Origin of the sequence: Clavibacter sp. CT19 (genome assembly GCF_027858075.1) — a bacterium.
In the GTDB taxonomy this organism is placed as follows: Bacteria; Actinomycetota; Actinomycetes; order Actinomycetales; family Microbacteriaceae; genus Clavibacter; species Clavibacter tessellarius_A.
Genome location: NZ_JAQHYR010000017.1, coordinates 1 through 22,778 on the forward strand (window position 1 = coordinate 1; position 22,778 = coordinate 22,778).

26 protein-coding genes are annotated in these 22,778 nt (G+C 74.5%); 9 read left to right on the forward strand and 17 right to left on the reverse strand.

Going from position 1 to position 22,778, the window contains the following annotated elements; translation table 11 throughout:
* From PED38_RS15705 to PED38_RS15725, 5 genes are all read right to left on the reverse strand, one after another.
* Positions 1-1,141: Gfo/Idh/MocA family protein (locus tag PED38_RS15705; RefSeq protein WP_270981936.1), on the reverse strand; the 1,141-nt coding region annotated here is incomplete at its 3' end.
* On the reverse strand, positions 1,138-1,911 hold the full coding sequence (locus tag PED38_RS15710; protein ID WP_063072318.1) for a ThuA domain-containing protein: 774 nt from the start codon (positions 1,909-1,911) through the stop codon (positions 1,138-1,140). The genes PED38_RS15710 and PED38_RS15705, both read right to left, overlap by 4 nt.
* A gap of 94 nt (positions 1,912-2,005) precedes the next feature.
* Positions 2,006-2,869 (reverse strand): carbohydrate ABC transporter permease, encoded by an 864-nt coding sequence (locus tag PED38_RS15715; protein WP_107490201.1) that lies wholly within the window; start codon positions 2,867-2,869, stop codon positions 2,006-2,008.
* On the reverse strand, positions 2,862-3,851 hold the full coding sequence (locus tag PED38_RS15720; protein ID WP_063072317.1) for a carbohydrate ABC transporter permease: 990 nt from the start codon (positions 3,849-3,851) through the stop codon (positions 2,862-2,864). The genes PED38_RS15715 and PED38_RS15720 overlap by 8 nt, the downstream gene beginning before the upstream one ends.
* The gene (locus PED38_RS15725) at positions 3,851-5,089 is read right to left on the reverse strand and encodes a sugar ABC transporter substrate-binding protein (protein ID WP_270981937.1); all 1,239 of its coding nucleotides are present in this window, start codon (positions 5,087-5,089) and stop codon (positions 3,851-3,853) included. Before PED38_RS15725 ends, PED38_RS15720 begins: the two co-directional genes overlap by 1 nt.
* A 201-nt stretch (positions 5,090-5,290) precedes the next feature.
* On the opposite strand from PED38_RS15725, the gene PED38_RS15730 reads away from it, so the two are divergent.
* Positions 5,291-5,491: a hypothetical protein gene (locus PED38_RS15730; RefSeq protein ID WP_063072315.1), complete on the forward strand. Its 201-nt coding sequence runs from the start codon at positions 5,291-5,293 to the stop codon at positions 5,489-5,491.
* A 7-nt stretch (positions 5,492-5,498) separates the two neighbouring features.
* Entirely contained in the window at positions 5,499-5,936 is a 438-nt protein-coding gene (locus PED38_RS15735; protein WP_063072314.1) for a hypothetical protein, read from the forward strand.
* Between the two features lie 10 nt (positions 5,937-5,946).
* Here PED38_RS15735 and PED38_RS15890 read toward each other — a convergent pair whose 3' ends face one another.
* The 5 genes from PED38_RS15890 to PED38_RS15765 form a co-directional block, all read right to left on the reverse strand.
* A complete protein-coding gene (locus tag PED38_RS15890) occupies positions 5,947-7,215 on the reverse strand; it encodes an NUDIX domain-containing protein (protein ID WP_333720452.1) in 1,269 nt (422 codons plus the stop codon).
* Positions 7,212-7,373, reverse strand: a complete 162-nt coding sequence (locus tag PED38_RS15750) for a hypothetical protein (RefSeq protein WP_270981939.1) — start codon at positions 7,371-7,373, stop codon at positions 7,212-7,214. The genes PED38_RS15890 and PED38_RS15750 overlap by 4 nt, the downstream gene beginning before the upstream one ends.
* A complete protein-coding gene (locus tag PED38_RS15755; RefSeq protein ID WP_270981942.1) occupies positions 7,373-7,753 on the reverse strand; it encodes a fluoride efflux transporter FluC in 381 nt (126 codons plus the stop codon). Before PED38_RS15755 ends, PED38_RS15750 begins: the two co-directional genes overlap by 1 nt.
* Positions 7,750-8,223, reverse strand: coding sequence for a FluC/FEX family fluoride channel (locus PED38_RS15760; protein WP_063072312.1), 474 nt, complete (start codon positions 8,221-8,223; stop codon positions 7,750-7,752). Before PED38_RS15760 ends, PED38_RS15755 begins: the two co-directional genes overlap by 4 nt.
* 405 nt (positions 8,224-8,628) lie before the next feature.
* On the reverse strand, positions 8,629-8,898 hold the full coding sequence (locus tag PED38_RS15765; protein ID WP_270981944.1) for a hypothetical protein: 270 nt from the start codon (positions 8,896-8,898) through the stop codon (positions 8,629-8,631).
* A 236-nt stretch (positions 8,899-9,134) separates the two neighbouring features.
* Here PED38_RS15765 and PED38_RS15770 point away from each other — a divergent pair, with 236 nt between their 5' ends.
* The 7 genes from PED38_RS15770 (at position 9,135) to PED38_RS15800 (ending at position 14,312) form a co-directional block, all read left to right on the forward strand.
* Entirely contained in the window at positions 9,135-9,389 is a 255-nt protein-coding gene (locus PED38_RS15770; RefSeq protein ID WP_270981945.1) for a DUF4287 domain-containing protein, read from the forward strand.
* A 44-nt stretch (positions 9,390-9,433) separates the two neighbouring features.
* Entirely contained in the window at positions 9,434-10,072 is a 639-nt protein-coding gene (locus PED38_RS15775) for a YdcF family protein (protein ID WP_270981946.1), read from the forward strand.
* A 113-nt stretch (positions 10,073-10,185) separates the two neighbouring features.
* Positions 10,186-11,385 carry a glycosyltransferase family 4 protein gene (locus PED38_RS15780; RefSeq protein WP_270981948.1) on the forward strand — a complete coding sequence of 400 codons (1,200 nt, stop codon included), beginning with the start codon at positions 10,186-10,188 and terminating at the stop codon, positions 11,383-11,385.
* A 120-nt stretch (positions 11,386-11,505) separates the two neighbouring features.
* Complete coding sequence (locus PED38_RS15785; RefSeq protein ID WP_254654566.1) at positions 11,506-12,213, forward strand: Pr6Pr family membrane protein; 708 nt, start codon at positions 11,506-11,508, stop codon at positions 12,211-12,213.
* The gene (locus PED38_RS15790) at positions 12,206-12,613 is read left to right on the forward strand and encodes a nuclear transport factor 2 family protein (protein WP_063072307.1); all 408 of its coding nucleotides are present in this window, start codon (positions 12,206-12,208) and stop codon (positions 12,611-12,613) included. The genes PED38_RS15785 and PED38_RS15790 overlap by 8 nt, the downstream gene beginning before the upstream one ends.
* A gap of 80 nt (positions 12,614-12,693) precedes the next feature.
* Positions 12,694-13,704: a LacI family DNA-binding transcriptional regulator gene (locus tag PED38_RS15795; RefSeq protein ID WP_270981951.1), complete on the forward strand. Its 1,011-nt coding sequence runs from the start codon at positions 12,694-12,696 to the stop codon at positions 13,702-13,704.
* Between the two features lie 206 nt (positions 13,705-13,910).
* Positions 13,911-14,312 (forward strand): hypothetical protein, encoded by a 402-nt coding sequence (locus PED38_RS15800; protein WP_270981952.1) that lies wholly within the window; start codon positions 13,911-13,913, stop codon positions 14,310-14,312.
* Positions 14,313-14,423: 111 nt separating this feature from the next.
* Here the strand turns inward: PED38_RS15800 and PED38_RS15805 are convergent, their stop codons facing one another.
* The 7 genes from PED38_RS15805 to PED38_RS15835 form a co-directional block, all read right to left on the reverse strand.
* A complete protein-coding gene (locus tag PED38_RS15805; protein WP_270981953.1) occupies positions 14,424-15,884 on the reverse strand; it encodes a PepSY-associated TM helix domain-containing protein in 1,461 nt (486 codons plus the stop codon).
* Positions 15,881-16,588 (reverse strand): YcnI family protein, encoded by a 708-nt coding sequence (locus PED38_RS15810; protein WP_063072303.1) that lies wholly within the window; start codon positions 16,586-16,588, stop codon positions 15,881-15,883. Before PED38_RS15810 ends, PED38_RS15805 begins: the two co-directional genes overlap by 4 nt.
* Before the next feature lie 182 nt (positions 16,589-16,770).
* Positions 16,771-17,463: a hypothetical protein gene (locus tag PED38_RS15815; protein ID WP_270981954.1), complete on the reverse strand. Its 693-nt coding sequence runs from the start codon at positions 17,461-17,463 to the stop codon at positions 16,771-16,773.
* Between the two features lie 86 nt (positions 17,464-17,549).
* Positions 17,550-18,251, reverse strand: coding sequence for a hypothetical protein (locus PED38_RS15820; protein ID WP_131798111.1), 702 nt, complete (start codon positions 18,249-18,251; stop codon positions 17,550-17,552).
* An 11-nt stretch (positions 18,252-18,262) separates the two neighbouring features.
* The gene (locus tag PED38_RS15825; protein ID WP_270981955.1) at positions 18,263-18,847 is read right to left on the reverse strand and encodes a matrixin family metalloprotease; all 585 of its coding nucleotides are present in this window, start codon (positions 18,845-18,847) and stop codon (positions 18,263-18,265) included.
* Positions 18,844-20,835: a CocE/NonD family hydrolase gene (locus tag PED38_RS15830; RefSeq protein ID WP_270981957.1), complete on the reverse strand. Its 1,992-nt coding sequence runs from the start codon at positions 20,833-20,835 to the stop codon at positions 18,844-18,846. The genes PED38_RS15825 and PED38_RS15830 overlap by 4 nt, the downstream gene beginning before the upstream one ends.
* Positions 20,836-21,130: 295 nt before the next feature.
* Complete coding sequence (locus PED38_RS15835) at positions 21,131-22,345, reverse strand: Gfo/Idh/MocA family protein (RefSeq protein ID WP_270981958.1); 1,215 nt, start codon at positions 22,343-22,345, stop codon at positions 21,131-21,133.
* Between the last annotated feature and the right edge of the window lie 433 nt (positions 22,346-22,778).

Below are 22,778 nucleotides of genomic sequence, written 5' to 3' on the forward strand. Positions count from 1 at the left end.
CGCGCCACGACTCGAGCCGCGCGCGCACGTCGTCGCGCCGCTCGTCGGCGAGCGCGGTCGCGTGCGCGCGCTCGAGCACGTCGTCGATCGCCACGCGCGCGTCGGCGTCCTTGGACTCGATCGCGGCCTCCACCATCGCGAGGCTCATCACGTTGCCGTGCACCTCGCCGTGCGGCCGCTCGCCCGTCCGCAGCGCGCGCACGAACGCGCGCAAGGACCCGGCGATCTCGACGCCCACCGACTCGGCGGCCGCGGGCTCCGCGGGCGGCCCGTCGGGCGCATCCGGCACGTCGCTCGTGGGCGTGTGGTCGCCGTCCCAGAGCGCGGTGCCGTGCGCGCCGCTCAGCCGCCAGGATCCGTTCCACGACGTCTCCGCGCCCGGGCTGCACCAGCTGCCCGTGTACACGTACCGCACGCCGCCCTCGAACGTGAATACGGCGGTGGCACCGGCGTCGCCGCGGTACCAGCTCCACACGGGGTTGTACGACTCGCACTGGACGCTCACGGGATCCGCGTCGAGCAGGTACCGCACCGCGTCGAACTGGTGCACGGCCATGTCGAGGAGGAGCACGTCGTCCATCTCCTCGCGGAACCCGCCGAAGCGCGGCGCCTTGAAGAACTCGGTCGTGACGATGCCGACGCCGCCGAGGTCGGCCGCCCGCCGCTTGAGCGCGACGAGGTGGTCGTTGTAGCGACGCGACTGGCTGACCATGAACAGCTCGCCCGTGATCTCGGCGGCGGCCGCGAGCGAGAGCCCCTCCGCGACCGTGAGCGCGACGGGCTTCTCGCCGAGCACCGGGATGCCAGCGAAGAGCGTCTGTGTGGTGACGGGGTGGTGCGCGCGCGGGATGGTGACGTCGATCACCGCGTCCGGCCGCACCCGCTCGATCAGCTCGCCGAGGTCGGTCGACCACGCGGCCGTCGCCCCGTGCGCGGCGGCGCCGGCCCGCGCCGCCTGCTCGTCGAGGTCGACGACGCCCACGAGCTCGACGTCGGGATCCTCGGCGACGGTCTGCAGCCACTGCTGCCCCATGCCGCCCGCGCCGACCTGCACGACCCGGAGGCGCGCGCCGTCGGCGGGCGCGACGATCCGGTGGTCGGCGCCGGTGCGCTCCGGCGTGCGCTCCCCCGCGTCCGTCATCGCTCGAGCGCCCCGGCGTAGTCGGCGCCCTGGAAGAACTCGCCGGACTCGTAGCGGAGCAGCGTCGGCGTCTCGCGCTCTTGGGTAGGTCGCGCCCACTCGCACGCGTTCGCGATCACGCGGCGGACGTCCTTGTGGTGGTACACGGGGAAGTCCTGGTCGCCGGGCGAGAAGAAGAAGATCCGGCCGAAGCCGCGGCGGTAGGTCATGCCGCTGCGGAACACCTCGCCGCCTGTGAAGCCCGAGATGAAGACGAGCTCGTCGGGCGTCGGCACGTCGAAGTACTCGCCGTACATCTCCTGCTCGTCGATGACGATGGGGTTCGGCACGCCGCGGGTGATGGGGTGCTGCGGGTTCACGGTCCACACCAGCTCGCGGTCGTGCTCGCTGCGCCAGCGGAGGGTGCACGTGGTGCCCATGAGCTTCGTGAAGATCTTCGACCAGTGCCCGGAGTGCAGCACGATGAGGCCCATCCCGGCGAGCACGTGGCGGTGCACGCGCTCGACGATCTCGTCGTCCACCTCGGCGTGGGCCGCGTGGCCCCACCAGGTGAGCACGTCGGTGCGGGCGAGCAGCTCCTCGGTGAGGCCGTGCTCGGGCTGGTCCATGGTCGCGATCTCGACGTGCGCCCCGGGCAGGTTCTCCTGCACGCCCTCGGCGACGGCGCCGTGCATCCCGGTCGGGTAGCGCTCCTGCACGTGCTGCTCGATCTGCTCGTGGCGGTTCTCGCCCCAGACGGTGACGCGGAGCGGGGAGGTGGTGTCGGTCATGGTCTTCCTTCTGATGGGGTGGTTCGGGCGTCGGGGGCGGCGGATGCGCCGTCGGGGGCGCGGGCGTGCGGGAGGCGGATCACCGGCGGGCGGATCACTTGACCGCGCCGCCCGTCGCGCCCGCCGCGATGAAGCGCTGCGCCGCGAGGAGCAGCACGATCGCCGGGAGCGACGCGAGCACGGCCGTCGCCATCACCGTGCTCCAGTCCGCGGTGTACGTCCCGATGTACTGGTAGATCCCGAGGGTGATGGGGCGCACGTCGTCGGTGGTCGTGAGCGTCAGCGCGAACAGGAAGTCGCTCCAGGTGAAGAGGAACGTGAAGAGCCCGGCCGTGATCACGGCGTTGAGGCTCACCGGCAGCACGATCGAGCGGAAGGCCCGGAAGTTCCCGGCGCCGTCCACCTTCGCGGCCTCGATGATCGACGGCGGGATGTTCGCCATGAACGCCCGCATGATGAGGATCGCGAACGGGATGCCGGCCGTGGAGTCCGCGAGGATCAGGCCCGGGATCGAGTTGAGCAGCCCCACGTCGTTGTACGCGGCGTAGAGCGCGTTCGCGACGACGATGCCGGGGATCATCTGCGAGATGAGGATCCCGAACAGCACCGCGTTGATCCACCTGAACTTGAACTGCGCCAGCGCGTAGGCCGCCGGGGTGGCGACCGCGAGGCTCAGCACCACGCTGCCGAGCGCGATCACGAGGCTCGTGCCGAGCGCCTGGCCCTGCTCGCGGAGCGCGGTGGCGTACCCGCCGAACTGCGCCTCGAACGGGAACCACGCGGCCTGGATGGCCGGGCCCGCGGGCTGCAGCGAGATGTTGACCATCCAGTAGACGGGGAACAGCATCACGGCGAGGATCGCGATGCCGATCGCCGTGGAGATCCAGCTGCGGTCGGCGCGCGGCCCCCGCGACCCGACGGGACGCGGCAGACCGGTGCGGGCGGCGGTGTCAGTCATCGACGGCCTTCCTGTTCGCGCGGAGGTAGACCACCGCGAACACCGCCGAGATGACGATGAGGATGTTGCTGAGGGCGGCGCCCGACCCGAAGTCGAACTGCTGGAACGAGAGCGTGTACGACTGCGTCGCGATGGTCTGCGTCGAGTTCGCGGGCCCGCCGTTCGTGAGGCCGAGGATGATGTCGAGCACCTTGATCGTGTAGACGACGCCGAGCACGAGCACCACGCCCACCACGGGTCGGAGCAGCGGCCACGTGATGTGCCGGAAGCCCTTCCAGCCGGTGGCCCCGTCGAGGGATCCGGCCTCGTACAGCTCCGGCGGGATGTCCTGCAGGCCGCCGTAGAGGATGGTCGTGTTGAACGGGATCCCGATCCACACGTTCACCGCGATCACCGTGATGAGCGCGAACGCCGGGCTCGTGAGCCACGGCACCGGGTCCTGCACCGCGCCCGTGCCCAGCAGGAACTGGTTGAGCACGCCGGAGTCCTGGTCGAGGATCCACTTCCACACCGCGCTCGAGACGATGAGCGGCAGCAGCCACGGCAGGAGCAGCAGCGCCCGCAGCAGCCCGTTGAGCGGGAACGACCGTCGGAAGAACAGCGCCAGCACGAGCCCGATCACGAACTGGCCGGCGATCGACCCGGCCGTGAACAGGAACGTGTTCAGCAGCGCCGTGGAGAAGATCGACGACGAGATGACGGACGCGTAGTTCGCGAACCCGACCCAGGGCGCCTCGCCCGTGTAGAAGGTGGTCGTCGTGTACTCCTGGAAGCTCATGACGATGTTCTTCACGACGGGGAAGCCGAAGAAGAGCACGAGGTAGACGACCGCCGGCACCAGGAACATCGCCTGGAAGAAGCGCTCCCACCGGAAGCGGGGACGACGGTGACCGGGTCGCGACGCCTCGGCCGCGACCCCGGCGCCCCGGGCCCGCCCGGGAGCCTGCGCGGCCGGGCGGGCGGGGACGGCGGTCGTCGCCATCAGCCCTGCTCGGCGTTCTTCAGCGCGTCCTCCGGGGAGGCCTGCCCGGTGAGCGCCGACTGCACGGCCGTGTAGATCTTGGTCGCGGCCTTCGGCCACGCCTCGCCGAGCTCGCCGGTGCGGGCGCGGGCGTCGGCGACGAGGTCGACGAACACCTGCTCCGCGGGCACCATCTGGCCGAACTCGGTGGCGACGGCGGTCTTCGACGGGATCGTGAAGCGCTTGGTGGCCATCTCGAGCTGGTTCTCGTCGGAGTTGAGGCACTCGACGACCTTCGCGGCGGTCTGCTGCTTGGCCTTGTCGCCCGTCTGCGGGACGGTCCACACCTCGCCGCCCAGCGGGGCCACGGCGGTGCCGCCGGCCTCGGGCGCCGGGAGCTCCGCGATGCCGTAGTCGACGCCCGACTCGGTGAGCGCGGGGATCTGCCACGGGCCGTTGATCATCATCGCCGTCTTGCCGGCCATGAACTGGTCGTTGACGTCGGACTGGGTCCAGTTGACGACGCTCTGCGAGGCCGAGCCGTCCTTCACGAGGTCGGTCCAGAGCTGGAGCGCCTCCGCGGTCTCGGGGGTGGCGATGTCCTTCTCGTCGCCGCCGTTCGACCACATGAAGGGCAGGAACTGCCAGGTGCCCTCGTAGGTGGCGTTGGCGTCCATCGCGATGCCGTACCGGTCGCCGTCCTTGAGCGCGGCGGCCGCGGTCTTCAGCTCGGCCCACGTGGTGGGCGGCTGGATCCCGGCGTCGGCCAGCATCTTCTTGTTGTAGAACAGCGCGATCGTGTTGACGGTGGGCGCGAGGCCGTACGTCTTGCCCTCGTAGGTGCCCGCGTCCACGACGCCCTTCGCGTAGCCGTCGGTGGAGATGCCGAAGTCGTCGAGCGGGGCGAGCGCGCCGGTCTTGGCGATCTGCTGCAGGTCGGGGTTGTCGAGCATCAGCACGTCGGGGAGGGTGCGCGAGGAGGCCTGCTGCAGCACCTTCTGGATGAGGCTCGAGCCCGGGATCGACGTGCGCTTGATGGTGATGCCGAGCGACTCGCCGCACTTCTGGAGGGTGTCGCCGATGACCGTGTCGTCGTTGCCCTCGTTGTAGTAGTCGGTGACGGTGATGGTCTTCGGATCCCCGCCGGACGAGGATCCGCCCCCGCCGCCGCCGGAGCAGCCGGCGAGCACGAGGGGGACGGTGGCCGCGAATGCGGCGGCGCCGACGAGGCGGCGGCGGGCGGTGGATCGAGGGGACATCGCGTGGTCTCTTCCTTGAGGTGGCGGTGGGTCCGGGGTGCGACGACCTCCCGACCCGCCAGCTCCGCGGCGATCCGGGAGGCGTCGTCGCGCACCCGATGGCGGCGACGCTAACACCGGATCGGGGGTCGTGTAAAGCGGTTAACCACACTCGGATCCGCAACGGCGGTGGACGCGACCGCCGCGGCACCGGATCATGGCGTGCACACCCGCCGCCCGAGGAGGATCCCCCTGCGCACGCTGACCGCCGGCCTGTTCGCGTCCGTCGACGGCGTCGCGGAGGCCCCGCACCGGTTCCCGCACGACTCCTTCGACCCCGAGCTCGGCGCGGGCCTCGGCCGCATGATCGGATCGGTCACGAGCCGGGGCGACGCCGTGCTGACGTACGCGCGGCGCGCCTGAGGGTCGCATGATCCCCTTCGCGACCGCCGTCGTCGTGGCCGTGGCGGCGCGGATCCTCGGACTCGCGGTGCCGGCGCTCGACGCGTGGCCGCCCGCCGTCGCGGTGGGCCTGGCCGCGGGCTTCGCGCTGGCCGCGAGCGCGCACTTCGTCGAGCCGCGGCGCAGCGGGCTCGTCGCCATCGTCCCGCCGCACGTGCCCCGCGCGGGCCTCGTCGTCACCGTCACCGGCCTCCTGGAGGCCGCGGGCGCGGTCGGCCTGCTGATCCCGCCGCTGCGCACCGCGGCCGCGATCGGCCTGGCGCTCCTGCTGCTGGCCGTGTTCCCGGCGAACGTCCGCGCGGCTCGCGGGGTGCCGCATCCGGCCGCCCCGACGACCCCGCTGCCGCTGCGCACCGCGATCCAGGCGGGGTTCCTCCTGGGTTGCGCGGTGGTCGCGCTGGGGTGAGCCCGCGCGCTCAGCGCGGCGCGACCGGCGGCAGCAGCCCCTGCTCGGCGGCGGCGGCGCGGGCGATCAGCAGGGTCGGGTCGACCACGTCGCCCGCGGCGATGAGGGCATCCAGCTCGGCCACGGGCATCCGCACGAGGCGCACCTGCTCGGACGGGTCGGAGCGGTCGGCGGTGCCCGCGGTGGTCGGCGTCGTGCAGGCGAACACGTGCACGAGCCACGACGCGCGGCCCGGGTTCACGGCGTGGGTGCGGAGCGGCCGGACCTCCGGCGCGACGAGGCCGAGCTCCTCCTCGAGCTCGCGGCGGGCGGCGTCGGCGGGCTCCTCGCCCGCGTTCCCCGCCCCGCCGGGGAGGTCGAGGATCCACCGCCCGAGCGGGTAGCGGTACTGGCGGGACAGGAGCACGGCGTCGCCGTCGATCACGAGGGTCGCGACCGCGAACGGCACGCTCTCGTCGACCTCGTAGCGGGACGCGGATCCGTCGGGCAGGAGCACGCCGTGGTCGACCAGCACGACGCGGCCGCGGTGCAGGTCGCGGCGGTCGGTGGTGGTCCAGCCGGGCTCGGGATCCTCCGCCGCGGCGGGGGTCGGGTCGGGGTCGGCGGCCGAGCTGCTCGTCCCGCGAGCCCAGGCGCGGGGCGTCGACGCGGGCCGCGGCGGCGAGGCGCGGGCCGTGAGCGCGAGGTGCGGCCGGTGGCCGGGCCCGGTGCGCGTGTGCACCTCGACCACCTCGAATCCGGCGGCCTCGACCTCGGCGGCCAGCTCATCCGGCGCCCACCGCCAGGCGGGCGTCACGGCGTGGTCGAACGGCTCGGTCGCGGTGCCCGAGAACGCGCCGACGAGGAGCGCGCCGCCGGGTCGGATCACCCGGGCGAGCTCCCGGAGCGGCAGGCCGATGCGGGCGGGGTAGTGGTGGATGAGCGAGTACCAGGCGAGCGCGCCGCCCAGCTCCCCGTCGGCGGCGGCGAGCGCGTCGAGGTCGCCCACCGCGAACGGGATGCCGGGGTGCGCCGCGCGGGCGTGCGCGACGAAGGCGGGCACGAGGTCGACGCCGCGCGCGTCGAGGCCGCGGGCCGCGAGGAAGGCGGTCCAGTGGCCGGGGCCGCAGCCCGCGTCGAGGACCGGGCCCTCGATCCCGTCGGCCCACGAGGCGACGAGCGCGCGGTCGGACGGGTGCACGGCGTCGAGGGACCCCAGGTGCGCGGCGTACTCGTCGGCGCGCGCCGCGTAGGCGTCCCGCACGCCCGCGACGAGGGCGCCCGCGGGGTCCGGCGTCACGATGCCGGATCCCGCGCGCTCACGTCCCCCAGCGCCCGCGACCACGCGACCTCGCGCGCCAGCTGCCCGCTCGCGCGGAACGCGACCACCTGGCGGGCGTCGGGGAGCGCCGCGGCGAGCCCGTCGAGGTCCCCGGCGGCCGCAGGGAGCAGCGGCATCAGAGCAGACCGCCGAGCGCGATCCCGGCGCCCGCGGCCGCGACGCACACCACGAGCATGCCGACGCCGTTCGCGAGCGCCGCGCCCAGCCGGCCGGCCTGCGCGAGGCGGACGGTCTCGAGGCTGGCGGTGCTGAAGGTCGTGTAGCCGCCCATGAGGCCGCCGCCGAGGATCAGCAGCAGGTCGTGCGGGAGGCCGGCATGCGCGGCGGCGCCCGTGAGGAGCCCGAGGCCGAACGAGCCGGTGACGTTGATGACGGTCGTGCCCCACGGGTACGCGGCGCCGACTCGGCCCTTCACGACGCCGTCGACGAGGAGGCGGAGGGCGGATCCGGCGCCGCCGGCCACGCAGATCAGCGCGAACACGAGGGGGCCGGTCACGATGCCGCCCCCGTCCCGCGTCCGGCCGCCGCGCGCCGGTGCAGCGCGCCGCCCGCCGCGACGCCCGCGAGCGACGCGGCGGCGCCGACCACGATCGAGAGGGCCGCGTACGCGAGCGCCGTGCCGAGGGCGGATCCCGTGAGCACCGCCGCGTCCGTCGCGAGCGCGCTGTAGGTGGTGAAGCCGCCGAGCACGCCCGTGCCGACCAGCAGCCGGATCCCGCGGCGACGTCCCTCGTCGGGTCCGCGGAGGGCGAGCCCCTCGAGCAGGGCGCCGAGCACGAAGGCGCCCACGAGGTTGATCAGCAGGATCGTCACCGGCAGGCCGCCCGCGGGCGCGGGCCACGTGAGGGCGAGGGCCTCGCGGAGCCCCGTGCCGACGGCGCCGCCGAGGGCGACGAGGCCGAGCGACGAGGCGCGGAGGTGGACGGGGCGGGGCGGGCGCTCGAGGTGCGCGCGGGGGTCGGACATGCGGTCTCCCATCTCGGATGGCATGGCGGTGCCGTGAGACAGGGACTGTCGTCGACGAGGATGTCGAGGTTCGGGTACGGCGAGCCCCACCGCCGTGCCTCCCGGGGGAGGCCCTCCCGGAGGAGGCACGGCCATTGAACCACGGGTCGGATCCGCGCGGGCCGGGCGCCGTGTCGACTGCTGCTCCCCGAAGTCAAGGGGTCGCCCCCAAGATGGCGCAGCGGGATGCGTGTGCATAGATTCGACTCGCGGTGCATCGCACGAGGCGTGCCGCGGCGCACCGGACCCGGACTGCCCGAGGGCGAGCCACGCGACCGGTGCCGACCGCGATGACGCGCGTGCACCCGCTCGCGCAGCCCGGGACGGCGCAGGACCCCGCGTCGTCCCGGGTCGCTGCGGGCGCCGCTAGCCGTAGGTGTACAGGTCGAGGTCGGCGCTCGTGGACTGCTCCTCGGGATCCTCCGGCTCGTCCTCGCGCTCGTGCACCTCGACGCGCACGGAGGAACGCGACGTGACGAGCACGGACACCCCCACCTGGCCGGCGCCGACGAAGTCGACGAAGCGGGCTCCCCCGGTGACGGCGTCGACGATGCGCGCCTTGAGCGCCTCGACGTCCTGGTCCTCGGCGAGCTGGATCGGCTCGCCGTCGATGCGGATGCTGGTGGTGGTGTGCATGTGACCCTCGTGTCGCGCAGCGCCGGGGAGGCCGGCGTCCTGGCGAGCCGCCACGGGGTCCGGGCGAGCGAACTCGATGCGTCGAGCATATTCCCCAGGCGGGGAGCGGTCTCCCCCCTTGACACGGGCGGGAGCGGGATCACGCGGCCCGCCGCGACGGAGGCGATCGCGCACCGGGCTCCGCCGACGTCGGATCCGCCGTGGTCGTCGCCGCACGGCGCGGGTAGCGTCGGAGCATGAACGCGCACGGCATCGTCGCCCCGCCCCCGCCGGCCGACGGGCGGAAGCCCCACGGTCCCGCCTCCTACTTCCCGAGCATCGAGAGCGCCTACGGCCAGCCGGTGCAGCACTGGATCGACCTCGCCGACGCGCGCCTCGACGTGGAGCCGCACATGCGGGCGGTCACGTGGCTGAAGACCGAGCAGGGGCTCGGGCACGGCCACGCCAACGCGGTCGTCGCATTCGTGAGGGCCGCGCGCACCGCGGGCTGACCGGCACCGGGGCCGGCGCCGGCACCGCCCCGTAGCCTGGGCCCATGCGGATCCGCCGGCCCCTTCCCGCCGCGCGCGTCGCGGTCGGCACCGTGGTCGCGGGCGCCGTCGCCGCGGGCGCCCTGGTCGCGGGCATCCTGGCGGCGAGCGAGCTGATCCACCTCCTCGCGAGCACGCGCGGCCTCGGCCGCGCACCCGGCCGTCCCGACGGCACCGTGGGCCGCGAGGCCGTCGTCGTGCTCGGCTTCGGCGACGCCGGGCCGCGCGCCAACCGGATCAACCGCTTCCGCGTCGACGCGGCCCTCCGCTCCCTGGACCCGGGCGCCGCGTCCACGGCGCTCGTGCTGTGCGGCGGATCCGTGATGGGCGACGAGCCCGAGGCGCGGATCCTCGCCCGCTACGCCCGCGAGCGCGGCTACGCGGGCCCCGTCGTCCTCGAGGAGGCGAGCCGGAGCACGCGCGAGAACGTCGCGAACGCGATCCCGCTCATCGAGGACGCCGACACCATCCGCATCGTCTCCGACCCGGTGCACGCCGAGGAGGCCCGCGGCTACCTGCGCGCGGCCCGCCCCGACCTCGCCGACCGCCTGGCGCGCGCGGACGACTACCGCTTCGGCGAGGTCACCTGGATGAAGCCGCTCGCCATCGTCGTCGCGGTCCTGCGGCGGGCGCGGGCGGGCTGAGGCCGGCCGGCCGCGCTCTCCCCACCGCTCGCCGCGCGCTCCCGCACCCCCATGTCGGGGGACATCTCCCCAGGCCGCATGCGGGACACGGCCGAGCCGGATACCGTCGCGGGGTGAGCTCCCTCCGTGCCCTCCTCGTGATGGACTACGAGTTCTCCTACCTCGGCGGAGCCCAGACGGCCGTCATCCAGCAGGCGCTGGCCCTCGCGCGCGCCGGTCACCGGGTCACCGTCGTCTCCCCGGACGCCACGTCGGCGCCGGAGCTGCAGGGCACGGGCATCGCCCTGCACGACATCACCCCCACCTACCGCATGCGGTTCATGGGGCTCCCGCTCATCCGCGCCGACGCCGCGACGCGCGCCGACCTCGAGCGGCTGATGGAGGGGTCCGGCACCGACCTGGTCATCACGCACTCGGAGCACGGCCTGGCGGCAGCGGCCCTCGCCGTCGCGCGCGGGCGGGGCATCCCGACGATGCACACGGTCCACACCTTCTTCCTGCGCGGCCCCGCCTGGGCCGGGTTCCTGACCCCCGTCGCCACCGGCATGCACCGGTTCATGACCGGGCTGCCGGCCCCGCGCGTGCGGCTCGCCCCGCGCCGGCTCGACAGCGCGCTCCGCGGCCTCACCCTCGCCGTGTGCCGCGAGGCCGACCTCGTGCTCTCGCCGTCGCGCCATCAGGCCGTCGCCCTGCGGGACGCGGGCCTCCCGGCGGTCGAGGTCGTCTCGAACACGAGCTGCGCCACGCGCGCGGAGCCGGCCCCGCTCCCGGCCGGCGGGCCCCTCCGCCTCGTCTGGGCCGCGCGCTTCGCGCCCGAGAAGCGCCTCCGGGTCATGCTCGACGCCATGGCCGTCGTCGCGGAGCGCGCGGGACCCGGCGTGGTGCACCTCGACCTCGCGGGCGGCGTCCTCCCGACGAGCGCCCCGCCCGGGGTCACCCTGCACGGACGCGTGCCGAGCTCCGCGGTCACGGCCCTCCTCCGCGGAGCGCACGCCGCGGTCGTCACGTCGCTGGGCTTCGACAACCAGCCGATGATCGCGATGGAGGCCTTCGCGGAGGGCCGGTCGGTGATCGTCAGCGACCCCGTGCTCGGCGCCGAGTTCGGCGATGCGGCGATCCTCGCGGACGGGACCGACGCCGAAGGCCTGGCCGCGGCCGTCATGCGGCTCGCCCGGGACCGCGGCCTGCTCGACGCGCCGGTGGAGGCGGCATCGCGACTGGCGGCGTCCGTGTCGCCCGCGGCCCACGCGCGGTCCATCGAGTCGGCGCTCCTCCGCATCGGCAGCTCCCGGCGCGGATCCGCCTCCGCCTGAGCCGCCCGGCCGCCGCTCGGCCACGGGCGCTGGCCTGGGCATCCGCCGGGCATCGGCTGATCCGACCGCGGTCCGTGGACAGTCGGACCCGCCCCGCGCGCAGGCGTGCGAACGTATCGCGTGCGCATCTTCCTCTCCGCCGTCCGGCTCGCTACGGCCGCGGCCGCCCTCGTCGGCGTCATCGCCCAGTACCACGTCAACTACGCCTACTGGATCAGCCTCGGCATCCCCGGCATCGCCGGGAAGTCGCTCGACTTCATGCTGTTCTTCACCACGGAGTCGAACCTGCTCGGCGTGGTGGTGCTCACCGTCGGCGGCCTGCGCCTGGCGCGCGGGAAGGTGGATGCGAGCGTCGCCTGGGCCACGCTGCGTCTGTCGTCCACCGTCTACCTGATCATCACGGGCATCGTGTGGAACCTGCTGCTGCGCGGCCAGCCCGGCCCGCCCGCCCTGCAGCTCGACTGGGCCAACCAGATCGTGCACGTGGCGGTGCCCATCGTCGTGCTGCTCGACTGGCTCATCGCGCCCGACCGCACCCGCCTCGGCGGCGGCGCCATCGGCCGCCTCATCATCTTCCCGCTCGTCTGGATCGGGGTCACGCTCGGCCGCGGCCCCTTCACCGGCGACCAGGTCACCGGCAGCTCCACCTACTACCCGTACGGGTTCCTCGACCCGTCCTCTTCGCCCAGCGGCTACCTCTCGGTCGGCGAGTACGTGGTGGGGCTCACCGTCGCGCTCTGCGTCATCTCCGGGCTGCTCATCGCCGTGACGCGCGTGCGTCCGCCGGTCGGCGGCGCGACCTCCTCGCTGCGCACCCGCGGTGCCTGACCTCCTCGTCGAGCGCTACCTCGCGGCGCTGGAGCACGCGGACGTCCCGGCGGCGCTCGCTCTCTTCTCCCCGGACGGCGTCGTGCACTCCCCGCTGTACGGGATCCTGCCGGCCGCCCGGTTCTATCCGGCCCTCTTCGCCGACACCGGCGCAGCCCGCCTCCACCTCCGCCGGGTGATGCGCTCCGATGACGAGGGCACGCCCACCGTCGCGTTCTGGTTCGACTTCGACTGGGTCCTCGCGAGCGGTGAGCCCGCCCCCTTCTCGGTGGTGGACGTGGCGGAGCTCGACGCGGAGGGGCGCATCGCCCGGCTGCACATCGTCTACGACACGGCTCCCCTCCGCGCGGCGTTCGACCGCCAGCGCGCACGGGCCGCTGGCGACGCCCGCGGGGCCTGACCCCGGGCTACGCTGAGGCGCATCCGGCCCGTGCGCGACCGCGCGCGACCGCCCGACCGCGAGGAGCCGCCATCCCGACCATGCGAGAGGTGGCCGCGCGCGCGGGGGTCTCGATCGCCACGGTCTCGTTCGTCGTGAACGGCACCAAGGCCGTGTCCGAGCAGACGCGGCGGGCCGTCACCGAGGCGATGCAGGAGCTCGGCTACCGCAACAACGTCGTGGCCCGCGCGCTCGCCAGCAAGCGCACCCGGATCATCGCGCTGCTGTTCCCGGCCGACGTGCAGCGCCTCAGCCGCATCGCCCTCGAGATCTTCATGAGCGCCGCGACGCGCGCGTCCGAGCTCGGCTACCACCTGGTGCTGTGGCCGACGGGCACGTCGCCGGAGGACGTGTCCGACCTCGTCTCCGGGCGCCTCGTCGATGGCGTCATCGTGATGGAGGTGCGCATGGACGACTCGCGCATCGCCGAGCTCAGCGCCCTCGACGTGCCGTTCGTCTCGATCGGGCGCACGGCCGACACCCGCGAGCTGCCGTTCGTCGACATGGACTTCGAGCGCACCGTCGCCGAGGGCATCGACCACCTCGAGGGCCTCGGGCACCGCCGCTTCGGGCTGATGGTGGAGGACCTCGAGGGCGGGCCCTTGCGCGGGTACGGCCCGACCACGCGCACCGAGCGGGCGTTCCGGGCGGAGTGCGCGTCGCGGGGGCGCGCCGCCGCGGTGGTCCGCTGCCCGCCCACGCCGGTCGGCGGGCGGGCGGCGGCGGGCGAGCTGGTGGCGGCGGATCCGGGCATCACGGCGGTCCTGATCCTCAACGACCAGGCGGCGCGCGGCCTCATCTCGGGGCTCGACGCGGCCGGGCGGCGCGTGCCGGACGACGTGTCGATCCTGTCGCTCGCGTCGTCGACCGAGGTGGGCGCGCTCGTCGAGCCCGCCCTCAGCACCATGGACGCGCCGGGCCCGGAGCTCGGCCGCCTCGCCGTGGAGATGCTGCTCGCGCGCCTCGACGGCACCGCCGCCGAGCTGCCGCACGCGCTGCTGCCGTGCCGGCTGCACGTGGCGGCGTCGACGGGGCCGGTGCCGGCGGCCTGACGCCCCCGGCGCGGCGACCCGACGCGGCGACCGCCTCGTCCTCCGGGGACCCCTGCGTAGATTCGACAGCACCCGCATGGCGCTCGATGGAGGCGAGATGCGCGCCTACCGTCACCGCATCACCACCACCGCCGGCCTCGTGGCAGGAGGCATGGCGCTGACGTCGTCGACATCGGCCGACACGACGAGAGAGGAAGAGCGAACCCGTGAGAGACCTCGCACGATGGCTGCATCCGCTCCTGCTCGGAGGCGCGTGGGGGAGCCTCTGGGCCGCCGTGACCGCATGGCGTGACGGCCCGGACGACGCGGCCCCGTTCCTCCTGGGAGCGGCGGTCGTCGCGGGGGCCCTCGCGGTACCCGCGCTCGCTGTCGCGTCACGGCCGCTGGTGTCGTACTTCTTCGGCTCATCCCGGCGGACCTTCACCGTCGTCCTGCTCCTCGTCCTGAGCGTCGGAGGACCGCGCCTGATCCTCTCGGGCGAGGTCGTGGTCGATGGCCTGATCCTCGGGGCCGTCTCCGTCGTGCTCGCGGCCGTCGCCGCGTCCGCCGCGCAGCGCGCGCTGAGCCGTCGGACGCCCGACTCGACGGACGGCCTCGACGGCGCGTGATGATCATGCGGAGCCCCCGCGCCGGTGGCCCCGCTGCCACGGGCACCCGGGGCCCGCTCCGGGACGGACCGCGTCGGCCGCCACGCGCACGCGGCGGCCGACCGGCGCGGATCAGCCCGCGGACGGAGTCGCGCGGTGCACCCGCGCCGCCGTGACGAGCGCGTCGAGCAGCACGAAGCCGACCAGCGGGATCCCGACGAGCGGCAGGAACAGGCCCACGCCGAGCCCGACGGCGACCACCGCCGCGATGCCCCACCACGGCGCCCGGACGAGCGCGCCCGCGGGCGCCGGGCGGCCGGGTCGCGCGACGCCGGGACGGCGCTTCCACCACATCAGGTAGCCGAACACCACCATGGCCGCGATGCCGAGCGCCGTCACCGCGAGGAGGATCTGGTTCGGGAGCCCGAACATCGTCCCCTGGTGCGTGTCGACGCCCCAGCGCGCGAGCTTCGCGGGGAACGGGTAGTCGGCGAAGTCGGTGCGGCCGACCACCTGGAGGGTGCTGCCGTCGACGGCCACCTGGTCGACCTGCGTGGGGAACGAGCGGTGGATCTCGCTCACGGTCCACGCCGTCCCCGCGGCTGACGGGGGCTTGATCTCCACGAGCCCGGTGTCGACGTTGACGCCGCGCGCGACGCGGAGCACGTCGTCGAAGGTCGCCGGATCGACGGGTGCGGTCGTCGTGGGCGCAGCGCCGCCGTGGTGGCCGGCGTGCGGATCCGCCGCCGCTCCCCCGCTCGCGCCCGCGCCCGCGCCCGCGCCGACGGCCGTCGGCAGGGTGGGCGCCTGCCAGCTGAGCGCGGCGCGGAGGTCGGTCACGTTCTGGCCGGCGAACTGCGACCACGTGATCCCGGTCGCCGACAGGAACAGCGCCCCCACGACCAGCCAGACGCCCGTCGAGGCGTGCCAGGAGAGGATCCGCCGGTAGCCCGTCGCACGGCGGTCGGGCCGCACGAGGTCCCGGCGGCGCGGCGACCGGCGCCAGCGCGCGACCCACAGGCCGAGGCCCGCGAGGGTGACGATGCCGAGCCAGCTCGCGGCCAGCTCGCTGTAGAGCCGGCCCGCGTCGCCCAGGCCGAGGGTGCGGTGGATGTCGCTGATCGCGGAGCGCAGGGGGAGCGCGCCGCTGGTGCCGTAGACCGGGAGATCGCCGCGGACGGACGCGTCGGCCGGGTCGACGAAGATCGCCCGGCTCTCGCTCGCGCGGAGGCCCTCGCCCGTGAACATCACGCGCGTCGTGTCGCCGGGGCCGGGCGCGGGGCGCACGGCGGTGAGGGTGCCGGATCCGCCGACCACCGCCTCCGCGGCCTCGACCTGCGCGGCCAGCGGCACCGTCGTGCCGGTGACGGGGGCGCGGAGCTCGTGCGCGTAGACGACCCGCTCGATCGACGGCGACAGCGCGTAGGCGGCGCCGCTCAGGGCCGCGGTGAGGATGAACGGACCGACGAGGATCCCCGCCAGGAAGTGCAGCCGGAGCAGCAGCGGGAGGAACCAGCCGCGCGGCGGGCGGGTGATGACGGGGGCCGGGGCGTCCGCGGCCGCGGCGTCCGCCCGGTCGTCGACGGCGGTCATCGCCGCGCGCCCTGCTGCGGGCGGCGCATGCCGATGGTGAGGAGCATCACCGCGACGACGCCCACGACGAGCGCGCCGAGGCCGAGCAGACGCGCGACCGGGTCGACCGGGGCGGCGGCGGGCGTAGCCGCGGCGGCCGCGGATGCGCCGGTCGCCGTGCCCGCCGCCGTGCCGGTCGCCCCCGTCAGCGTGATCGCCGGTGCCGGGTGGTCGGGCTCGACGCCCGCGGCGGGGAGGTCCGCCCAGTCGGTGGATCCCTGGACGCACGTCTGCAGCGTCGGGAACGCGACCACGTCCCCGGCCGCGCCGCCCACGGGGAGCAGCGCCTCGATCTGCACGGTCGCGCGCAGGGCGTCGGGCAGAGGCTGGTCGGCCGTGTAGGTGACGGTCGTGCCGTCCGCCGCCTCCTGCTCGGCGACGGACCAGCCGGGCATCAGGGTCGGCTTCACGGCCTGCACGTCGGCGGGGACGCGGATCGCGAGGGCGGTCGTGGCGGATCCCTCGCAGCCGTGCCCGACCGCGAAGGTCAGGACGCTGAGGGCGGCCGGGGCGGTGGAGGAGGCGTCGAGCTCGACGTGCGCGGACGCGGCGAGCGGCGCCGACAGGGCGAGACCGAGGCCGAGAGCGGCGCCGGCGACGACGAGCCCCCGGCGGGGACGTCCCGGCGGGCGGGCGGAGGCGGGCAGGCGGGTGGTGCGGGGCATGGTGGTCCTTCGGTGGGGCACGGGCGTGGCCGTGCGGATCCGGGCGTGCGGGATCGTGCGGGATCGTGCGGGAGCGCGCGGCACCGCGGCGGCGACCGGCGGCGCACGAGGCGCGGGCGGTCGTCGGCGGGAGCGCGGCGCGGACCGCGCCCGGGATCCTCGAGGGACGCGGCGGGCGCGGGTCAGGCGGCGAGCAGGCCGAGCGGCGGACCGCGACGGCCGCGGATCCGCGCGGAGAGCAGGGAGACGAGGCGCGCCGGGCGCACGTCGGCGGCCAGGCGGCCGGGGCGCGGCGCGACCGCGGGCTCGGCGAGCGCGGCGGCCACGGCGACGGCCGCTGCGACCAGCGCGCCGACGGCCCCGGAGATCGCGCCGCGCACGCGCACGGCGAGCGCCCGGACGACGCGGCGGACGGCGTCGGCTCCGGCGCGCAGCGAGCACACGCTGATGAGGCCGGCGATGACGTGGGCGAGCAGCATCGCGCCGTCGTGGTCGGCGGGCATCGCCATGGCGCCCGGGTCGGCGAGCGCGCGTGCGGCCTCGGCGGCGGCGAGCGCGTGGCCGTGCCCGACGCCAGCGAGCGACGCGGCGGATCCGCCGGCCATGCCCCCGCCCGCGCCCATGCCGGAGCCGCCGAACGTGAAGGCCGCGTGCAGCACGCCCTGGGTGGCGCCGACGGCGAGCGCGAGGTGCGCGAGCGTCACGCGACGGCCGCCGAGCGCGAAGCAGAGGACGACGCCCGCGACGAGCGCGAGGCCGAGGACGAGCGGATGCGGGACCCCGCCACCCGCGGCCGCGTGCGCGGTCGCCGTGACGAGCGTGCAGACCAGCGCGGACAGCGCGGCGCGCCGCATCCGCTCCTGCCGTGCCTGCACCCGTCCGCCTCCCGGTCGTCCCGACCAGGGTACGCGAGCGCCGCCGCGCCCCCGGGACCGGAGACCCGGAGGCACGTCGCCGTCCGTCAGCCGAGGGCTCCGTCGGCGGTGACCCGCTCCGGCAGGGTGTCGCCCCCGTCGTCGTCGAGCCGCAGGAACGCCGCCGGCTGCGTCGACTCCTCCGCGGCGTCCGTGTCGGCCTGGGCGTGGGCCGCGGCCGGGTCGGGAGCGCCGAAGAGCCCCGCCGATCCGCCCGTCACGAAGGACTGGGACGCCGCCTCGCCCGGCAGGCGCGACGGCCGCAGGTAGAGGAGGTACGTGGATCCCGCCTGCATCATCGCCGCAGGGCCGGGCTGCGCGGCCGTGCCGATCTGCCGCACGTCGACCGTCCCTCCGGCCGCGAGGCCGTCGGCCGCCTTCGCGACCGTCGCGACCCGGACGGTCGAGACGGTGGCCGGCGCTCTGGGCCCGAGGTCGGTCACCACGCGCTGCGCGACGACGGTGCCCGTGACGATCTCGACGCTGTCGCCCGCGAGCGCGGCGAGCGAGCCGTAGTGGGTGTGGCGCGATCCGTGGGTGTGCGATCCCGGTCCCGCCGGCATCGACGTGCCGTCGCCCATGGGCATCGACGAGCCGTCGCCCATCTGCATCGACATGCCGTCGCCCGCCGGCGCGGCGGCGGGGCCAGGCGCCGTGCCCGCGCTGCAGCCGGTGAGCAGGAGCGCGCTCGCCCCGAGCGCGAGGGAGGCGAGGGCGGCGAGGTGGAGGGTGCTCGTGCGTGCGTTCATCTGCGTGCCCATCAGTAGAGGAAGTCGATCCCGGCGACCTCGTCGTCGGTGAGGCCGGTGACCCCGTCGGCGTAGGCGTCGGAGGGGATGGGGTACATGACGCGGTCGAGGTCCGTCACGTGCGCGAGCCCCAGCACGTGCCCCGACTCGTGCTCCCACACCACCTTGAGCCGGTCCCGCGGCAGGGAGTCGTCGAGGTACTGGCTGTTGAGGTGCATGTCCGCCGAGGTCGTGTGCATGGCGCCGTCGTAGCGCCAGTGCGCGTAGCCCTCGTAGCCGTCGTCGCCGGCGTCGATGACCTGAGCGGTCCACGGCGAGCCGATCGCGTCCTCGGTGCCCACCTTCGCGTCGGTGAGCGCGGTGTACTCGGCCGCCGCGTCGGTGAGGGCGTCGTGGAACCCTCCCGTCGGCACCGCGGACGTGTCGATGGTCAGCCGGTCCGTGGGCCAGTGCGGGCCCTCCCGGTTGAAGGCCTGGGCGGGCGCCGCGACGGCGAGCGCGGCCAGAGCGGCGAGGCCCGTCATCGCGAGGAGGCGGACGCCACCGCGTCGGCGCGTGCGCCGTGCGGCGGGGTTCGCCGAACCGTCGCGGATCATCGCGTGGTCCCGAGGGTGCCGCCGACGACCGGCAGGGCGAGCGAGCTGTGCGCGAGGTCCACCGTCGACCCGGCCGTGACGACCCGCGAGCGGTGCTGGCCCGCGATCGAGCGGCGGCCGTCGTTGTAGACGATCATCCCGAGCCGGTGTCCGGCGGGGACGACGTGGTCGATGGGCAGCAGATCCCACGCGAGGTCGATCGTCTGCCCGGCGGCCACCGGCGTGTAGGCCTGGAGGGACTGGTGGTGCGCCGTGTTCCCGATGCCGCGCGTGAAGACGAAGCTGTCGGTGGTGCGCGTGAACAGGGCCTCGTCGTAGTACGACGAGCCGTCGGCCGGGGTCGCCTGGCCCCACGTGGCGCTGGTCGTCAGGACCATCGAGCCGTCCTTCACGGAGGTGTCCACGTACGTCTGCGGGCCGTAGTCGACCAGCGCGGCGGAGACGTCGGTGTCGCCCGCCCCCGGCGTCACCCGCACCGAGATCCGCGGCGTGCCCGAGATCCGCACGTCGTGGTCGAGGACGGGGGTGGTGAAGACGAGGCGATCGGCGCCCGCGGTCGGCTCGGCGGCGCCCTCCGTCAGGTCCGTCGGCCGGTCGTCCGCGAGGCGGCCCGCGGCGAAGGACGCGGATCCGGCCGCGGGCGTCGGCGCCATGCCGAGCGCGCCGAGACCGGCCGTGACGGCGCCGGGGTGCAGCGTCGTGACGGCGCTCCCGGCGACGGGCCAGGTCGCGCTCTCCTGCCAGGTGGTGGGGGTCATCTGGATCCGCACGGGCGGCTCCCCGGTGATCCCGTTGTCCACCCCGAGGAGCGCGTGGTCGTACCAGCGCAGCAGCGTGTCCGCCCAGGCCGGCCGTTCGAACGTGAAGGGGTCGAGATGCCCGCCGATGTGCAGCCAGAGCTTCGAGGTGACGCCCGCCCGCTGCAGCGCCTGCCAGTGCGCGGCCAGCTCGTTGGTGCGGACATTCATGTCGTTCTGGCCCTGCACGATGAACTCGCTGACGCCGTTGCGGGCGATCTGGTCGACCTTCCTGGTGTAGTCGCGGGCCTGCCAGAACGCGTTGTCCGTGCGCCCCTGGGGATCCGACTGCGCGTGCATGGCGTCGAACGACGGCTGGCACGTCTTCCGCTTGGCGGCCTGGTGGTCGCGCAGCGACTGCGGGAGGGTCGGGGCCTCGGTGCCCGCCGGCTCGGGCTCGGTCAGCCACTTCGAGAACTCGGCCGTGCCGCCTCCCACGTCGATGCCGTTCGGGCGGGTGTCGTAGGCGCTCGTGCCGCCCTCGATGGGGACCACCGTCTTCAGCCCCGGCACCTGGGCCGAGGTCGCGATGGCGTGCGCGATGCCGCCGTCGTAGGACATCCCGCTCACCGCGCTGAGGCCGGAGCTCCATCCGGAGTCGACGGGGACGGCGCGGTCGAGGTCGCGGTACGCGACCGAGCCGGCCTCGTGGTGCAGCCAGCGGATGACCGCGGCCACGGACTCGACGTCGTGGGGGCCGACGTCGTCGACGCAGCCCTCCGAGAAGTTCGTGCCCGCGACGTCGAGCGAGAGGATGGCGTAGCCGCGGGGCACGAAGTAGTTGTTCTCCCAGCCCGGCATGACCGCGAGGTCGCTCGTGGCGCGGTGCTCGGGATCCACGTAGGGCTTGACCCCCGGGTAGCCCGGCGTGCCGAAGTACCCGGACGCTTTGATGATGCTCGGGACGGTGACCGCCGCGGGCGTGCTCGGGCGCTGGATGTCGACGCGGATGAGGTCCTTCCGGCCGTCGCCGTCGGAGTCCATGTCGGACTGCACGTAGACGTGCTCGAGGATCGCGTCGGCGAGGGTGTAGACCTCGGCGCTGCGGCCGTCCGCTCCCAGCACGTGGCCCGCGGCGATGCCGCCGGTGGCGGCTTCCGCGGAGGGCGCCGCGGCGGGTGCGACGGAGGACAGGGCGGCGGTCGCCACGGCGAGGGCGCCGAGGGCGGCCCGCACGCGGGACGGTCTCATGGATCGGATGCGGTGCATGGGGCGTGTCTCCCGACGCGGGCTCACGCGGGCGCAGCGGAGCACGCCGGTGCGCACGCGCGCGGGCGCATGTGCCGTACCGGGAGGAGGAGCGTCGTGATCCGTCAGCGCCGCCGACAGGACGCGGCGGGCGAGGTGATGTCACGGTAACGACGGGCGGGGGCGGCCGTGCGGCGTCTTCACAGCCACCGCACGTCTCCGCAGGCGTTCCGCGGCGGCCCGCGGCAGCCCGCGGCGGCCCGCGGCGGCCCGCGGCGGCCCGCGGCGGCCCGCGGGCCTATCGCTCGGCGGGATCCACCTGCACCCACGCGCTGCCGTCGGCCGAGCTGCGCTCCACGGCGTCGAGCACGCGCTGCACGCGGAGCCCGTCGGCGAAGGACGGCTGCGGCTCCTGGCCTGCGGCGATGTCGTGCACGAGGTCGCGCACCTGGTGCGTGAACGCGTGCTCGTAGCCGAGGCCGTGGCCGGTGGGCCACCACGCGGCCGTGTAGGGGTGCTCGGGCTCGGTGACGAGGATCCGCCGGAAGCCGAGCCGGTCGGCGGGCGCGGTCGCGTCGTACAGCTCGATCTCGTTGAGGCGCTCGAGGTCGAAGGAGATGGCGCCGTCGGATCCGCTGAACTCCAGCCGCAGCGCGTTCTTGCGGCCGGTGGCCATGCGGGTCGCCTCGAAGCTGGCGAGCGCGCCGCCCGCGAGCTTCCCGGTGAAGTAGGCCGCGTCGTCGACCGTCACCTTCCCGCGCTCGCTCGAGGCGACGCCGCCGAGGCCGCGCGTCTCGGCGAGCAGCGGGCGCTCCTCCACGAAGGTGCGGAGCAGGCCGCTCACCGCGTCGAGCGTGTCGCCCGTGATGAACTGCACGGCGTCGACGATGTGGGCGCCGATGTCCCCCAGCGCGCCGGATCCGGCCGCCTCCTTGTCGAGGCGCCAGGTCATCGGGCCCTCGGCGTCGGTCAGCCAGTCCTGCAGGTAGAGCGCGCGCACCTGGCGGAGCTCGCCGATGGCGCCCTGGGCGACGAGGTCGCGGGCGAAGGTGATGGCGGGCACGCGGCGGTAGCTGAAGCCGACCATCGCGCGGATCCCCCGGGCCGCGGCCTTCTCGGCGGCCGCGGCCATGATCTCGGCCTCCTCCACCGTGTTGGCGAGCGGCTTCTCGCACAGCACGTGCTTGCCCGCCTCGAGCGCGGCGACCGCGACCTCGACGTGCGTGCTACCGGGCGAGCAGATGTCGACCACGTCGATGTCGTCACGCTCGATCGCGGCCCGCCAGTCGGTCTCCGCGCGCTCCCAGCCCCAGCGGTCCGCGGACTCCTGCGTGCGCGCCTGGTCGCGGCCGACGACGGACACCATGCGCGGCGCGAGCGGCAGGTCGAAGAACGCTGGGGCGACGCGCCAGGCCTGCGAGTGGGCGGCGCCCATGAAGCCGTGGCCGATCATCGCGACGCCGAGGGCGCCTCCGGTCTCCGTGGGCGTCGCGGCGGGCTGCGTGTCGGACATGGGACTCCTTCGTCTCATTCGTGGGTGCGCGTGAGGATACGTGGGGTCACGTATCCGCGGGCCGGATTAGTTGCGGCTCGCGACGAATCTACTTGGCGACATGCGTCGCCACAAGGCGCATTGCCAAATTGGAGATCTCCACCCCGCACCTCCGCACATCGCGAAGCTGGCAACCCGGTGCGAAAAGCGTCTAAACGGCAACGGGATCTGTCTCAAACAATCGATTCTGCCCACTAACGCCGCTGGCGATCCAGTAAGGTCATATCATGCCAAATAAGCCAAAGAGCAAGCCAAAGGTAAATACAACATGGCTTCAAGAAAGCGCATTCCCCACCAATCTGCCGCGGGTCGAAGTGATTGCCAAATTCTGGGGCGAAGTAAAGCTTCTCCTACCCGGGGGTCATATTCACGTGATTAACCCCTACGTACTAGA